The following is a 14,203-nucleotide window of genomic DNA, read 5'->3' on the forward strand; positions in this document are numbered from 1 at the left end:
CGACGCGCTTGCGCTTCGGGTGGTTCGCACGTGGCCGCGCGAGCGTGGCGCGCGTTCCGGTTGTCCCGATGCATATGCAGTGCAGTGCTTGCAGCACTCTCGTTTTGTTCTTTTTCACTGGTCCCGGTACTTGCCTAACCCTGATGACTGAATCCACTCAATCCGCAGCACCCACCGCCGAAGCGCCCGCGCCGACGCCCACGTTCTCCGACTTCGGGCTGCATCCCCTGCTGTTGCAGTCGATCGCCGAAACCGGCTACACCACGCCCACCCCGATCCAGGCGCAAGCCATTCCCGTCGTGGTCGAGGGGCGCGACGTCATGGGCGCGGCCCAGACCGGCACCGGCAAGACGGCGGCCTTCACGCTGCCGATCCTGCATCGCCTGATGCCGCTGGCCAACACCAGCGCCTCCCCCGCCCGCCATCCGGTGCGCGCGCTGATCCTCACGCCCACGCGCGAGCTGGCCGACCAGGTCTACGAAAGCGTCAAGCGCTACAGCAAGCAGACGCCGCTGCGTTCCGCGGTGGTCTTCGGCGGCGTCGATATCGGTCCGCAGAAGGAAGCGCTGCGCCGTGGCTGCGAAGTGCTGGTGGCCACGCCCGGCCGCCTGCTCGACCACGTCGAGCAGAAGAACGTGAACCTGAGCCAGGTCGGCATCCTCGTGCTGGACGAAGCCGATCGCATGCTGGACATGGGCTTCCTGCCCGATCTCGAACGCATCATCCGGCTGCTGCCCGCGCAGCGCCAGGGTCTGCTGTTCTCGGCCACCTTCAGCAACGAAATCCGCAAGCTCGGCCGTTCGTACCTGAACCACCCGGTCGAAATCGAAGTCGCGGCGCGCAATGCCACGGCCAACACCATCACGCAGATCGCCTACAAGATGTCGGGCGACCAGAAGCGCGCCGCGGTGGTGCACCTGGTGAAGTCGCGCGGCCTCAAGCAGGTCATCGTGTTCTCGAACACCAAGATCGGCACGGCGCGCCTGGCGCGCGAGCTCGAGCGCGACGGCGTCAAGGCCGAATCGATCCACGGCGACAAGACCCAGGCCGACCGCATGAAGGCGCTCGAAGCCTTCAAGGCCGGCGAACTTGAAGTGCTGGTCGCCACCGACGTGGCGGCGCGCGGCCTGGACGTGGCCGGCGTGCCTTGCGTCATCAACTACGACCTGCCGTACAACGCCGAGGATTACGTGCACCGCATCGGCCGTACCGGCCGCGCCGGCGCCACGGGCGAAGCCATCGCCCTGTTCACCGGCGACGAAGAGCGCTTCCTGCTCGACATCGAAAAGCTGATCAAGCGCGAAGTGCCGCGCGGCACGCTGGAGCTGCCCGCCGACCTGGTCGCGCGCAGCCATCATGGCCATGGCCGCCGCGAAGAGCGCGCCGCGTCGCCGCGAGAAGGCGGCCGCGAGCGTGGCCGTTCGTCGGAACGCCGTTCTAGCGGCGGTTCGTCGCGTCAGCCGGTGGACGATTTCTTCCTCAAGCCCTACGAGCCGTCGACGTCGTCGGCCCCGGCCGAAGAGCCCGACGCGCCGCGCCAGGGCGGCAACTCGTCCGCGCCCAAGCGCCAGATCGCCGTCCTGCTGGGCGGCAGCCGCAAGTAGTGGCGTCGTCGCGCACCCGCATTCCGGATGCGCGACGCGCGGATAAAAAAAGCGCCGGGGGCGCTTTTTTTTTGCCTGCGGGCCGTTCAGGCGGCGAGCAGCCGGGGCAGGTCGGGGAGCGCCGAGGTCACTGCGGCGCTCTGCGCGTCCAGGCTTTCCAACAGACGTTCCAGATGGCCGATGTGCGGCAGCATCGGGCCGTAGAACACCACGCGGCCGCCGATCTGGATGAGCAGAGTCGGGAAGTTCTCGACGTCGACTTCCCCCAGCAATTCGGCATGATCCTCGATGTCGATCCAGGCGAAGACATGCTGCGGCAGCTCGCTGGACAGCGCCCGCAGCTTGGGTTTGTATTCCTCGCAGGTGTCGCACCAGGCGGCGCAGAAACAGGCGACCAGCCAGGCATCGGGCGAGGCCGCCAATTGGGCGCGCAGGGCGGTGAGGTCGGAGCCGGGTACAAGTAATGTCATACGAGCGCATGGGGGCGTGTTTGACTATCATACCCGGGATGACCACCTTCCTTTCGTCCTGCGATGACCGCCTTGCGCACTGATTCCCCGCCGCCCGAAGCCGGCCGCTTCGCCCGTGCCGCCACCGGCGTCGGGTTGGCGTTCAAGCGCGCCCTGGTGTCGCAATGCCATCCAACGATGCTGTTCGCGGTGCTGCTGCCGTTCCTGATTGCGCTGGTCGGGGTGGTGCTGCTGTTCTGGCTGTTCTGGACGCCCCTGACCGACTGGCTTGCCGCCCAGGCCTCGCATTGGGACTTCATCAACCGCACCGAGGAATGGCTGCTGGCGATGGGGCTGTTCTCGCTCAAGATCTACCTGGTGCCGGTGATCGCGGTGTCGATCCTGCTGCCGCTGTCGGGCGTGCTGGGCCTGGCGATCGCCGCCGTTTTCGTCATGCCGCTGGTGCTGCGCCACGTGGGCCACCGCGAGTACGCCGGCCTCAGCCGGCAGGGCAAGCTGGCGACCTCCGTCAGCGTCTGGAACGCGATCTGGGTATCGGGCGCGTTCGTGCTTGGCTGGCTGTTCACCATGCCGTTGTGGCTGGTCCCGCCGATGGCCTTGATCCTGCCGATCTTCTGGTGGACCTTCGCCTTTTCGCGCATGATGCGGGTCGACGCCATCGTCGAACACGCCAGCCCGGCCGAGCGCAAGCTCATCCTGGAGCGCCACAACGGCGGCTTCTGGATCATCGGCCTGATCTGTTCGTTGCTGAACCTGCTGCCGCCTGCCTGGATTATCCTGCCGGTGTTCTCGGCACTGGTCTACGCGCACTACGGCCTGGACGCGCTCCAGCGGCTGCGCCAGGAACGCACCATCGACGTCGCCTGACGCGGCGCCTTCGCCTTCATTCAACCGCCAATCTCTGGAACCGGACATGGCTGCAGAATCCGCCTCCCGCCGTATCGGCCTCATCATCGTCGGCGACGAAATCCTGTCGGGCCGCCGCCAGGACAAGCACTTTTCCAAGGTCGTCGAGCTGCTCGGCGCGCGCGGCATGCAACTGGCCTGGGCGGAGTTCCTGCCCGACGACCGTGACGTGCTGGTTGCCGCCTACCGGCGCAGCTTCGCCACCGGCGACGTGGTGTTTTCCTGTGGCGGCATCGGCGGCACGCCGGACGACCATACCCGCCAGGCCGCCGCGGCGGCCCTGGACCTGCCGCTGGCCCTGCATCCCGAGGCCGAGCAGGCGATCGCGCTGCGCACCGCCGAAATGGCGGCCAAGGGGCAGGGCACGGCCGACATGAGCGCGCCCGAGAACCAGCAGCGGCTGCAGATGGGCGTGTTTCCCGAGGGCTGCGAGATTGTGCCCAATCCGTACAACAGGATTCCGGGCTTCTTCATCCGCGACCATACCTTCGTGCCGGGCTTTCCCGTGATGGCCTGGCCGATGCTCGAATGGACCCTCGATACGCGTTATCGTGCGTTGCAGCATACGCGCCGCCACGCGGAGCATTCGTTCCTGGTGTTCAGCATGCCGGAATCGCGCATCACGCCGGCCATGCAAACCGTCGAGAGCCGCTGGCCCGGGGTGCGCGCCTTCAGCCTGCCGAGCGTCGGCGAAGCCGGCGGCACGCCGCACATCGACCTGGGCGTGAAGGGCGAGCCCGAGGCGGCGGCCGAGGCATTGGCGTTCCTGCGGGCCGAAGTGCTGCGCCTGGGAGGCAAGCTGGCGCCACCCGCGGGTTGAATCGGGAGCGCTAAGGAAAACGGGGCATGTCCCCGTTTCCAAGGCCAAAAAACGATTGCCAAACGGCCCGGTAAATTTCACAATACGGGAAAGAACTGTTTGCTGCGTTGCCGCAAGTCTGGTCTCTTTCGGTGGCGCCGCGCTTGCCCTTCCTTTCCTATGTCCCGTCCTTCTTCCACCCGTAATGCCCTGGACGCCGAGGCCGATGGCGCTTCGGGCAGTCCCATCGCCATTCAGGTCATCGAGCGCGCCATGCGCCTGCTCGATGCGCTGGCCGCGCAGCCCGAACCCGTCACGCTCAAGGAATTGTCCGCGACCACCGGCCTGCATGCCTCGACCGCGCACCGCATCCTGAACGACCTGGTCGTGGGACGCTATGTCGAACGTGTCGACAACGGCCTGTATCAGTTGGGCATGCGCCTGCTGGAGCTGGGCTCGCTGGTCAAGGGGCGGCTGAATGTGCGCGAGGCGGCCATTTCGGCGATGCGGTCGCTGCACAAGCTCACGGGTCAGACGATCAACCTGTCGGTGCAGCAGGGCGACGAAATCGTCTACATCGACCGCGCCTGGAGCGAGCGCTCGGGCATGCAAGTGGTGCGCGCCATCGGCGGCCGCGCGCCCCTGCACCTGACCTCCACCGGCAAGCTGTTCCTGTCCACCGGCGACGCCCGCCAGGTGCGCGCCTACGCCTTGCGCACCGGCCTGGCCGGCCATACGCGCAACAGCCTGACCGATCTCGACCGCCTCGAACGCGAGCTGGCGCTGGTGCGTCGCCATGGCTACGCCCGCGACAACGAGGAACTGGAGCTGGGCGTGCGCTGCATCGCGGCGGGCATTTTCGATGACACCGGCAAGCTGGTCGCCGGTCTGTCGATCTCGGCGCCCGCCGAACGCTTGCAGGACGACTGGATCAAGGCCCTGGTGGACACGGCCGCCAGCATTTCCGAGGCGCTGGGCTACGAGCCCTCGGTATCCAGCGGCTTCAACGGCCTGGGTATGGCGGCGGAAGCGATGCGCACCTGATCGCCTGCGTTGCCGCGGCCATGAAAAAGCCCCCCGGTTTCAGCAACCGAGGGGCTTTTTCATGGCCGTGGCGAAACTATCCGCCAGGCGCGATGCACAGCGCAGGTCCCGCCCGGCGGGGCCCGCCCTGAATTACTGCTGTTCGACGCCGGCCTTCTTGAACAGCTCGGCCCACTGCGGGACCTGCTGCTTGACCTTGGCGTCCAGGGCCTGCGGGTTGGCGTCGGCGGTCAGCACCGTGGCGCCCAGTTGCTTCATGCGTTCCTGGAACTTCGGATCCGCCAGGCCAGCCTGCAGGCTCTTGACCAGCTTGTCGACCACCGGCTTGGGCGTGCCCTTCGGCACCCACATCCCATGCCAGATACCCACTTCGAAACCCTTGAAGCCGGACTCGTCCATGGTCGGCAGCTTGGGCAGGGTGGGCACGCGCTGCAGGCTGGTGACGGCGTAGGCCTTGACCTTGCCGCTGTCGATCTGCTGCGTGGTGTTGGTGGTCTGGTCGCACAACAGGTCGACCTGCTTGCCCAGCAGGTCGTTCATGGCTGGCGCCGTGCCCTTGTAGGGGATGGTCAGCAGTTGCACGCCCAGGGCCTCGACCAGCATGGTGCCGCACAGGTGGCTGGCGGCGCCGATGCCGGCGTTGGCCAGCGAGACCTTGTCCTTGTTCTTTTTGACGTAGTCGGCCAGTTCCTGGATGTTGTTGGGCGGGAAGTCGGAGCGCGCGATGATGGTCATGGGCACGTCGACCACCAGGCCGATCGGCTCGAAGCTCTTGTAGGGGTCGTACCCCGGGTTCTTGTAGAGCGACGGCGCGGTCGAGAAGCCGGCGTGCATCAGCAGCACGGAATAGCCGTCCGGCTGCGACCGGGCCACCTGCGTGGTGCCGATCGTGCCGCCCGCGCCGCCCTTGTTTTCGACCACGACGGTCTGGCCCAGCGAATGCCGCATGGCTTCAGCCAGCGAACGCGCGACGTTGTCCGTCGGACCGCCGGCGGCGAAAGGCACCACCATGTTGATGGGGCGTTCCGGGAATTCCGCGTGGGCGGCGCCGGCCGCGAGCATGGCGCTGGCCGCGAGCAGGGCCGAAAGCGTGCGGGGGATGAGGGTCATGAAGTCTCCAATTGCAGGGTTTTGCTTGCTGCGATGTGTTTTTGACCGCTGACTTATCGTTTGTGTTTATCTGTCATCAGCGTGCAAGCAGTGTAGAAAAGAATTGATACGCCGTCATGTCCGGTATTTCCCGAATCATGGGAAATGCTTGCGTTGGATCAATCCTGCACCGGCGCCTGCACTGTTAATGTGCAAATAGTTGTTGCGTTGCACCAATATTGCTTGACAAGGTTTTTTAGGCCCGTAGAATATCAATTGTGCAGTGCATCAAACGGGCCGGCGGTAGCTTGTAGTACCAGTTTCCGCGCACGTTCCTTATTTCGTCGCAGACACCATCCTTACTCGCCGGACAGCCTCCGGCTACCCCTAAAAGGAGCAATTCTATGAGCGCTATCCCGCAACAAGTCCTGGACCGTCAAAAAGCCAGCATCAACACTTTCGTGGCCGCCCAGTCGGCCGTGTTCGCCGGCTTCGAAAAGCTGGTCGAGCTGAATCTGAAGGTCGTGCGCGCCACCCTGGACGAAGTCGCCCAGAAGTCGCAGCAAGCCGCTGAAGTGAAGGACCCGCAGGAAGCCGCGGCGTTCGCCTCCGGCCTGCTGCAGCCGGGCGCCGAAAAGGCCTTGGCCTACACCAAGCACGTGTATGACATCGTCGCTGGCGTGCAGGGCAATCTGGTCAAGCTGACTGAAGAACAGATCGCCGAAGGCCAGCAGCAACTGAGTGAAGCCGTCGAGCAGTTCTCCAAGAACGCGCCGACGGGTTCGGAAAGCGCGGTCGCCCTGATCAAGTCCTCGCTGGCCACCGCCAACAGCGCCTACGATTCCCTGACCAAGGCCGCCAAGCAGGCCGCCGAGGTCGCCGAGTCGAACCTGAATGCCGCCGCCAACGCAACCTTCAAGGCCGCGACGGATGCCGCCGACGCCGCCACCAAGGTTGCCAGCCGTAGCCGTCGCAGCGCCTGAGTATTTGGCGCGTGATGCTGCGCAAATCGCAGTAATGTAGTACTGTTGAGTGACAGAGCAGAGCTGGAATTAGGGCCACCCTTCGGGTGGCCTCTTTTTTTGCCCGTTTTCCGGGGCGCGCCGGCGTTCAGCGGGCGACGGCCCGCACGCACTCGCCCACCAGGGCCGGGCCGCGGTAGATCAGGCCGGTATATAGCTGCACCGCGTCGGCGCCAGCCTGCATTTTCTCCAGGGCCTGGCGGCCCGACAGCACACCGCCCACGCCGATGATCGCCAGGCTGTCGCCCAGGCGTTCCTTCAGCCTGCGGATCACCGCCAGCGACAGTTCATGCACCGGCGCCCCGGACAGGCCGCCCGCTTCCTCGGCGTGCGCCAGGCCGGTGACCGCGTCGCGGGATAGCGTGGTATTGGTGGCGATGACGCCGTCGATGCCATGGCGCGGCAGCGCGTCGGCGATGGCGTCGATCTGTTCGGTGGTGAGGTCGGGGGCGATCTTGACCGCCATCGGCACACGATGCTGGTGCTGGTCTTCCAGTGCGCGGCGCTTGTCCGCCAGTTGCGCCAGCAGGGCCGACAATTCGTCGCCGCCTTGCAGGGCGCGCAGATTCTTGGTGTTGGGCGATGAGATGTTCACCGTGACGTAGTCGGCGTGCGGGTACACGCCGGCCAGGCCGATCAGGTAGTCGTCGGCCGCGCGCTCGATCGGGGTGTCGGCATTCTTGCCGATGTTCAGGCCGAGGATGCCGCCCTGCTTGCGCCACTGGCTGCGCTGCACGTTGGCCAGGAACGCGTCCAGCCCCTGGTTGTTGAAGCCCAGGCGGTTGATCAGCGCGTTGGCGCGCGGCAGGCGGAACATGCGCGGCTTGGGGTTGCCCGGCTGTGCCCGGGGAGTTACCGTGCCGACCTCGACGAAACCGAACCCCAGATTGCCGAGCGCGTCGATATAGGCGCCGTTCTTGTCCAGTCCCGCCGCCAGTCCGATGGGGTTGGCCAGCCGCATGCCCATCAAGGTGCAGGGCGCCTTGGGCTGGGCGTGCAGCAGCTTGCGCGTGGCGCCGCAGTCATAGGCCCGCTGCAGTCCCGACAAGGTGACTTCGTGGGCGGTTTCCGCGTCCATGGCGAACAGCGCCGGGCGGGCCAGGGGATAGGCGTGGAAGAGGATCGACATGGAGCGGGATTGTAAAGCGTCTTTGGCCCGCCCTGCGGGCCAGGCTCGGTCGCGGATCAGGCCTGGGGACCGGACGCGGCGGGCGCGGGCGGCTCTCCCCAGGCGCCGTCGACCAGATACTGGGCGGGATGGAAGCTGGCCTTGTACGACATTTTCTGGCTGTCGGCGATCCAGTAGCCCAGGTAGAGCCACGGGAGATTGAGCGTGCGGCATTGCTCGATCTGCCAGAGGATGCTGTAGGTGCCCAGGCTGCCCGGCACGTCGGGGTCGTAGAAGGTGTAGACGGACGACAGGCCGTCGTCCAGCACGTCGATGATCGAGACCATCATCAGCACCCCCGCGGGATCGCGGAATTCGACAAGGCGGGTGTTGACGCGGCTGGTTAGCAGGAACTGCGCGTACTGCGTGCGGCTGTCCTCGTCCATGCCGCCGCCGGGATGGCGCCCCTGCTGGTAGCGGGTATAGAGCCGATAGTGTTCTGGCGACCAGGCCAATTCGGCCACGAACGACTGCAGGTTGCGATGGTCTCGCCACGCACGGCGCTGGCTGCGGTTGGGCGCGAAGCTGGCGGTGTCGACCCGCACCGGCACACAGGCGTGGCAGTTGTCGCAGTGCGGGCGGTAGGTGAACAGGCCGCTGCGTCGAAACCCTTGCTCGACCAACTGAGAGTAGGTGCCGGCGTTGATCAGGTGGCCGGGTGCGGCGACCTGCGACCGCGCCTGGCGTCCCGGCAGATAGCTGCAAGGGTAGGGAGCGGTCGCGTAGAACTGCAGCGTGGAGAAAGGTAATTCTTTGAGCTGGCTCATGTGGAATCCCGGCGTCCGGCGCCAAGTCCGTGACGGGGACCACTACATATTAACGCCTAACACGGCCGGTGATGTGCGGGGAGGGCGGCGCGTGGCGCCACCCGGCGGGGAGGCCGTCAGGCCGGGGCGCCCGGCGCCAGGGGCAGCAGCCGCCCCCCGCTGTCCAGCCGTCCCGGACCCCAGGTCAGCGGCGGTTGCGCGGTGGCGGCGCGTATGTGCTCCAGGAAGCGCGAGCGCGGCACCGGCCGCGCGCCCAGGCTGGCGAGATGGCGGGTCTGCTGCTGGCAGTCGATCCATTGCACGCCCTGCGCGCTGACGTAGCGCACCAGGTAGGCCAGCGCGACCTTGGAGGCGTTGGGCACGCGCGTGAACATCGATTCACCGAAGAACATGCGGCCCAGGTTGATGCCGTACAGGCCGCCGGCCAGTTCGCCGTCGATCCAGGTTTCGATGCTGTGGACGTAACCTGCCCGGTGCCAGTCGAGGTAGGCCTGCCGCATGGCGGCGGTGATCCAGGTGCCGGGCTGGCCATCGCGCGGCGCGGCGCAGTGCGCCATCACCGTGGCGAATGCCGTATCGACCCGCACCTCGATGCGCGGCGCGGCCTCCTGCTCTTGGCTGGCGATCTGGCGCAGCAGCTTGCGCAACGAGTGCGAGGGCGCGAAGTCGCGACAGGCCAGCACCATGCGCGGATCCGGGCTCCACCACAGGATCGGCTCGCCCTCGGAATACCAGGGAAAGATACCGTTCGAATAGGCCTGGATCAGGCGCGGCGTGGACAGGTCGGCACCGGCCGCCAGCAGGCCGTCCGGATCCGTCAGGGCGAATTCAGCCGGTGGAAACGGCGTGTCCGCGGCAAGCCAGGGCAGCTTCAACGGTGCGATTCTAGGGTGTAGTGGTGAGGGCCGAACGTGCCGCGCCTGCGGTCCTCGAAATAGCGTTGCAACGTGGTCGCCACGGTGCGGAACGCCAGGTCGTCCCAGGGAATGTCGGCCTCGTCGTAGAAGCGGGCTTCCAGGCTTTCCGGGCCGGGATCCAGCTCGGGGCCCAGCACCTCGGCCAGATAGAAGACATGCACCTGCTCGATCTGCGGCACGTCGATGATGGTGTAGATATCGCCCAGCCGGATGCGTGCGCCGGATTCTTCCAGCGTTTCGCGGCCGGCGCCTTGCGCGGTGCTCTCGCCCAGTTCCATGAAGCCGGCCGGCAGCGTCCAGGTGTTGTAGCGTGGCTCGATGGCGCGCCGGCACAGCAGCACGCGGTTGTCCAGAACCGGCACCGTGCCCACCACCAGCCGCGGATTCTGGTAGTGGATCGCGCCGCAGTGGTCGCAGATGTCCCGTTCGCGGTTGTCGCCCTCGGGCACCCGGCGGTTCACGGGCGAGCCGCATTGGCTGCAGAAATTCGCACGGCGCGGCGCGGGGAAGTATTCGAGGGGCGATTTGGCGGTCATGGCTACGATTCTAACGGCTGTGGCGCCGGCTGGCGCGCCGCGCGGGCGCCATCGGCGCGCGGGTGCCGAAGCGTTCTTCCAGGTGTTCGACGAAGGAACGCACCTTGGGCGAGAGGAAGCGCCGGTGCGGATAGGCGGCGTACATGGAAATCGGGGTGTGGGCGTAGTCCTGTAGCAGCGCGGTCAGGCGGCCGGCGCGCACGTCCTCGCCCACCAGGAATTCCGGCTGCAGGATCACGCCGTGCCCGGCCAGCGCCGCGGTGCGGAGCACGTCGCCATTGTTGGCGCGCAGGGCGGCGTTGATCCGCACCAGGTGGGTGACCCCGTCCTTCTCGAAATGCCATTCGTTGCCGGTGCTGGCGTAGGCGTAATGCAGGCAGCGGTGCTGTTTCAGGTCGTCCGGTGTCTGTGGCACGCCATGGCGTTCCAGGTAGGCGGGCGCGGCGCACACCAGCAACTGCTGCGGCGCCAGCGGTCGCGCCACCAGCGACGAATCCTGCAGCGGGCCGATACGCACCGCGACGTCATACCCATCCTCTACCAGGTCGACGACGCGGTCGTTCAGGTCCAGGTCGATGATGACGTCGGGATAGCGCAGCAGGTATTCGGCGATGGCCGGTCCCAGGTGCAGGATGCCGAACGAGACCGGCGCGCTGACGCGCAGGCGTCCGCTGGGCGCCTGGCCCTCGGCCTGCAGCGACAGCTCGAGGTCGGCCACTTCCGCCAGGATCGGCCGCACCCGCTCGTAGAAGGCGCGGCCGGCGTCGGTCATGCTGAGCTTGCGGGTGGTGCGGTTCAGCAGCCGCACGCCGTATTTTTCTTCGAGGTATGCGATCTGGCGCGTGACCACGGAGCGCGCCTGCCCCATCTTGTCCGCGGCGGCCGCGAACGAGCCCGGTTCCACGACTCGGGCAAAGGTCTGCATGGCAGTGTGGGTGTCCATGATTGTTACCTAATGGGGAACAATAAGTTGCGATTTTGCATGTTTATCTTTGTTTTTGGAATCGCAAGAATAGCGGCCATGAAGAATCTTCCCGTTCTGGGCGATTCGCTCACGGAGAATGCAATGATCGATACCCGTACCGCGCCTTATGCCGCGTTCCTGCTCCGCATCGCGCTGGGCGTGATGTTCCTGGCCCATGGCCTGACCAAGCTACTGGTGTTCACCCTGCCGGGCACCGCGCAGTTCTTCGCCAAGATCGGCTTTGCCGGCTGGCTGGCGTATCCGGTGACCTTCTTCGAGATCGGCGCCGGCGCGCTGCTGATCCTGGGCGTGTGGCCGCGCTGGATCGCCGTGATCGCGGCGGTGCAGTTGTTCGTCGCTTCCACCGTGCACTTTGGCAACGGCTGGGGCTTCAGCAACCCCAACGGCGGTTGGGAATATCCGGTGTTCCTGTCGGTGGCCGCGGCGGTCCTGGCGCTGCTGGGTGACGGCAAGTTCGCGCTGCTCAAGAGCGGTCGCGGCTGACCGGCTCGCGCACCAAACTGTCAACTGGATTGGGCATCGCCCGGCAGGCGGCCGGCACCTAGAATGGGCCGGCCGCCTTGGCTTTTCTGGAGATTCCATGTCGTTCATCACGCGTGTCTTCGGCGCAGTCCTGTTTGCCGCCGCCCTGTCGCCCGCCGTCCAGGCCTCGACCGAACAAGAGGCCGCCAACAAGGCGGCCGTGTTGGCCTTCTATGAGAAGGGCCTGAACCAGAAAGACGCGGACGCCGCCGTGAAGTATCTGGGCGACCGCTACATCCAGCACAATCCCAACGCGGCCGACGGGCCCGACGGGTTCCGCAAGTTCATCGCCTTCCTGCGCGACAAATATCCGCAATCGAAAAGCGAGATCAAGCGCGTCTTCACCGACGGCGATTATGTGATCCTGCATGTGCACGCGGTGCGCGAACCGGGCACGCGCGGCAACGCCATCATCGACATCTTCCGATTGGAGCGCGGCAAGATCGTCGAGCACTGGGACGCGGTGCAGCCAATTCCCGAACAGTCCGCCAACAGCAACGGCATGTTCTGAGGCGTGAGGCTTGCCGCTGGCGCGCCGTCTTGCGCGAACGCGCCGGATCAGGCGGTTGGATTGGCCTGGAAACCCAGGACGTTCGGCACTTGGGCGTGTTCGATCAGGCGCAGTGGCGCCGGGCCGTAGATACCCGGCAGCGCGATCCGCAGTGCTCGCGCAGGGGCCAGGCGATCGATGGCGTCCAGCAGGGCGGCGCCGTCTTCCGTGACGAGTCGCTCCATCAGGGGCGGCAGGTCGCGGTCCAGCACCACGCCGGGGCCCTGCGGCGCCATGGCGTACAACTGGCCGGCGTCATCCAGCCACCAGCCGCTTACCGCGCTCACCGCCTGGCCGGTGTGCGTGAGCAGGGCGCGGCCGGCGTCATCGAGACGCAGCACGTATGGCGCGGCATCGAGCCGCAGGAAGACGCGCTGAGGGCCGTTCTGGAAAAACCAGCGGCCTGCGTCGTCGCGTTCGTAATTGCGGTCGATGAAACCCTGGATCTGGGCATTGGTGATGGACTCGCCGGGCCCGCCCGCGGCGGCCTGCCCTTGCGGATGCAGACGCCAGCGGCCGCGCGGATCCAGCGACAGCCAGCCGAACACCGCAGGCACGTCGGGCCAGCGGGCGATGGCGTCTTTCACCGAGGCATCCATGGTCAGGGGCGGATGATGATGGGGGGCGGGTTGATGATGATGGCGGGCGCGGGCATGGCCGGCACCAGCACCGGCTGGGGGGCGTAGCCGTAGCGGTAGTCGTCGCGGCACTTGCGCTTTTCGCGGTAGTCGCCGTTGCGCTTCCACTTGCGCTCGACTTCACAGGCGCCGTCCCAATACTTCTCTTTATACTCGCCGCGGCCATGGCCATGACGATGGTGGTGGCGGTCGGAGTCCGCCTCCGCGGCCAGCGGCGCCAACGTCATCAGCGTGGCCGCGGACAACGCCAGTAGGGTGGAGGAAGCGCGCCGCGAGGTTTGATTGTTGTACATGGGATCGTCGTCAAATGAAAACGGCGTCACCTTAGCAACCAAACGATTGACTGGGCGTAGGGATGGGTAACGAGATGCTGGGGAGGAAATACTGGAGGCGCAAGCCGGAATCGAACCGACGTACACGGATTTGCAATCCGCTGCATAACCACTCTGCCATTGCGCCAGTACTGCAAGAAAAAAGGAAGCTCGGTATAGGCCGGTGCTTCCTTTTTGTATTTGGAGCGGGAGACGAGTCTCGAACTCGCGACCTCAACCTTGGCAAGGTTGCGCTCTACCAACTGAGCTACTCCCGCGTGGGCACTGCGTTTGATGAACCTGTTTTGTCGGTCTCTTTTGAAAGAGGCCGTGTCCACCAAAGACAGCGATTATACACAGTTTTTAGGACTTGTGCGGGTCTGCCCGGGCGTCCGAGAAAAAAAGTTGCCAGATGGTGTCGAGCGCGGCACCTTGCGGGCGGCGCGGCCGCGTCGTGCACTCCGGCTGGATGCGGGGCAATGACGATGCGGGCATCGAAGCGCACATCACGGCAATGTCGGGGGAGGCGACAGGAATCTGTCGAGAAGGCAAGCGGCGCCGATCAAGCCGATGGCGATCCGTTTTGGTCGGGAGATCCGGCGGTTGTTCCAACAATGCGGCGACGTTCGTGAAACGGCGCATCTGCTGGAGCGGGAGACGAGTCTCGAACTCGCGACCTCAACCTTGGCAAGGTTGCGCTCTACCAACTGAGCTACTCCCGCGCGGATACTGCTGTACTGCGAAGAGGCGAGAGTATACCGTAATTAGCGGCCAGGGCAAGCGGACGCGGCGCGAGGGAGCGCATGGCATGCGGCATCATGGCCCAGACCCTATGGCGATTCTTGGCGCTTTTGCGCCGCGGTTGCAGGCGGCAC

16 protein-coding genes and 3 tRNA genes are annotated in these 14,203 nt (G+C 65.9%); 7 read left to right on the forward strand and 12 right to left on the reverse strand.

The genetic code is table 11. From position 1 onward, the window contains the following. Window positions 1–143 precede the first annotated feature (143 nt). Window positions 144–1,604: a DEAD/DEAH box helicase gene (locus AAID08_RS05220; protein ID WP_156330720.1), complete on the forward strand. Its 1,461-nt coding sequence runs from the start codon at window positions 144–146 to the stop codon at window positions 1,602–1,604. An 86-nt stretch (window positions 1,605–1,690) separates the two neighbouring features. Here AAID08_RS05220 and AAID08_RS05225 read toward each other — a convergent pair whose 3' ends face one another. After that, window positions 1,691–2,074 (reverse strand): thioredoxin family protein, encoded by a 384-nt coding sequence (locus AAID08_RS05225; RefSeq protein WP_395757430.1) that lies wholly within the window; start codon window positions 2,072–2,074, stop codon window positions 1,691–1,693. Window positions 2,075–2,137: 63 nt separating this feature from the next. Here AAID08_RS05225 and AAID08_RS05230 point away from each other — a divergent pair, with 63 nt between their 5' ends. The 3 genes from AAID08_RS05230 (at window position 2,138) to AAID08_RS05240 (ending at window position 4,823) form a co-directional block, all read left to right on the forward strand. Beyond that, on the forward strand, window positions 2,138–2,941 hold the full coding sequence (locus tag AAID08_RS05230) for an EI24 domain-containing protein (protein ID WP_064523861.1): 804 nt from the start codon (window positions 2,138–2,140) through the stop codon (window positions 2,939–2,941). Between the two features lie 46 nt (window positions 2,942–2,987). Then, window positions 2,988–3,800, forward strand: a complete 813-nt coding sequence (locus AAID08_RS05235) for a molybdopterin-binding protein (protein ID WP_054501759.1) — start codon at window positions 2,988–2,990, stop codon at window positions 3,798–3,800. Between the two features lie 159 nt (window positions 3,801–3,959). Continuing rightward, a complete protein-coding gene (locus AAID08_RS05240; protein ID WP_054501758.1) occupies window positions 3,960–4,823 on the forward strand; it encodes an IclR family transcriptional regulator in 864 nt (287 codons plus the stop codon). Window positions 4,824–4,955: 132 nt separating this feature from the next. On the opposite strand, the gene AAID08_RS05245 is transcribed toward AAID08_RS05240, so the two are convergent. After that, the gene (locus AAID08_RS05245; protein ID WP_049071679.1) at window positions 4,956–5,933 is read right to left on the reverse strand and encodes a tripartite tricarboxylate transporter substrate binding protein BugD; all 978 of its coding nucleotides are present in this window, start codon (window positions 5,931–5,933) and stop codon (window positions 4,956–4,958) included. Between the two features lie 383 nt (window positions 5,934–6,316). On the opposite strand from AAID08_RS05245, the gene phaP reads away from it, so the two are divergent. Further along, window positions 6,317–6,895 carry a TIGR01841 family phasin gene (phaP, locus tag AAID08_RS05250; RefSeq protein ID WP_054501756.1) on the forward strand — a complete coding sequence of 193 codons (579 nt, stop codon included), beginning with the start codon at window positions 6,317–6,319 and terminating at the stop codon, window positions 6,893–6,895. Between the two features lie 127 nt (window positions 6,896–7,022). Here phaP and AAID08_RS05255 read toward each other — a convergent pair whose 3' ends face one another. From AAID08_RS05255 to AAID08_RS05275, 5 genes are all read right to left on the reverse strand, one after another. Further along, window positions 7,023–8,063: a quinone-dependent dihydroorotate dehydrogenase gene (locus AAID08_RS05255; protein WP_064523864.1), complete on the reverse strand. Its 1,041-nt coding sequence runs from the start codon at window positions 8,061–8,063 to the stop codon at window positions 7,023–7,025. A 56-nt stretch (window positions 8,064–8,119) separates the two neighbouring features. After that, window positions 8,120–8,869, reverse strand: a complete 750-nt coding sequence (locus tag AAID08_RS05260) for an arginyltransferase (RefSeq protein WP_054501754.1) — start codon at window positions 8,867–8,869, stop codon at window positions 8,120–8,122. A gap of 116 nt (window positions 8,870–8,985) precedes the next feature. Then, window positions 8,986–9,744, reverse strand: a complete 759-nt coding sequence (gene aat / locus AAID08_RS05265) for a leucyl/phenylalanyl-tRNA--protein transferase (protein ID WP_054501753.1) — start codon at window positions 9,742–9,744, stop codon at window positions 8,986–8,988. Beyond that, entirely contained in the window at window positions 9,741–10,322 is a 582-nt protein-coding gene (locus AAID08_RS05270; protein ID WP_054501752.1) for an NUDIX hydrolase, read from the reverse strand. Before AAID08_RS05270 ends, aat begins: the two co-directional genes overlap by 4 nt. A 10-nt stretch (window positions 10,323–10,332) precedes the next feature. Continuing rightward, window positions 10,333–11,265, reverse strand: coding sequence for a LysR family transcriptional regulator (locus AAID08_RS05275; RefSeq protein WP_395757431.1), 933 nt, complete (start codon window positions 11,263–11,265; stop codon window positions 10,333–10,335). A 123-nt stretch (window positions 11,266–11,388) separates the two neighbouring features. On the opposite strand from AAID08_RS05275, the gene AAID08_RS05280 reads away from it, so the two are divergent. Then, the gene (locus tag AAID08_RS05280; RefSeq protein WP_064523869.1) at window positions 11,389–11,790 is read left to right on the forward strand and encodes a DoxX family protein; all 402 of its coding nucleotides are present in this window, start codon (window positions 11,389–11,391) and stop codon (window positions 11,788–11,790) included. A gap of 97 nt (window positions 11,791–11,887) precedes the next feature. After that, entirely contained in the window at window positions 11,888–12,340 is a 453-nt protein-coding gene (locus tag AAID08_RS05285; protein ID WP_064523871.1) for a nuclear transport factor 2 family protein, read from the forward strand. Window positions 12,341–12,387: 47 nt separating this feature from the next. Here AAID08_RS05285 and AAID08_RS05290 read toward each other — a convergent pair whose 3' ends face one another. The 5 genes from AAID08_RS05290 to AAID08_RS05310 form a co-directional block, all read right to left on the reverse strand. Next, window positions 12,388–12,978 carry a DUF2946 family protein gene (locus AAID08_RS05290; RefSeq protein WP_054501748.1) on the reverse strand — a complete coding sequence of 197 codons (591 nt, stop codon included), beginning with the start codon at window positions 12,976–12,978 and terminating at the stop codon, window positions 12,388–12,390. A gap of 2 nt (window positions 12,979–12,980) precedes the next feature. Continuing rightward, on the reverse strand, window positions 12,981–13,310 hold the full coding sequence (locus AAID08_RS05295) for a hypothetical protein (RefSeq protein ID WP_064523914.1): 330 nt from the start codon (window positions 13,308–13,310) through the stop codon (window positions 12,981–12,983). A gap of 92 nt (window positions 13,311–13,402) precedes the next feature. Beyond that, window positions 13,403–13,476: transfer RNA gene (locus AAID08_RS05300), tRNA-Cys, on the reverse strand. A gap of 54 nt (window positions 13,477–13,530) precedes the next feature. Further along, window positions 13,531–13,606, reverse strand: a tRNA-Gly gene (locus AAID08_RS05305). A 368-nt stretch (window positions 13,607–13,974) separates the two neighbouring features. Then, window positions 13,975–14,050 (reverse strand) — tRNA-Gly (locus AAID08_RS05310). Window positions 14,051–14,203: the final 153 nt, after the last annotated feature.

Origin of the sequence: Achromobacter sp. EB05, from assembly GCF_044232075.1 — a bacterium.
GTDB classification, from domain to species: domain Bacteria; phylum Pseudomonadota; class Gammaproteobacteria; order Burkholderiales; family Burkholderiaceae_B; genus Achromobacter; species Achromobacter dolens.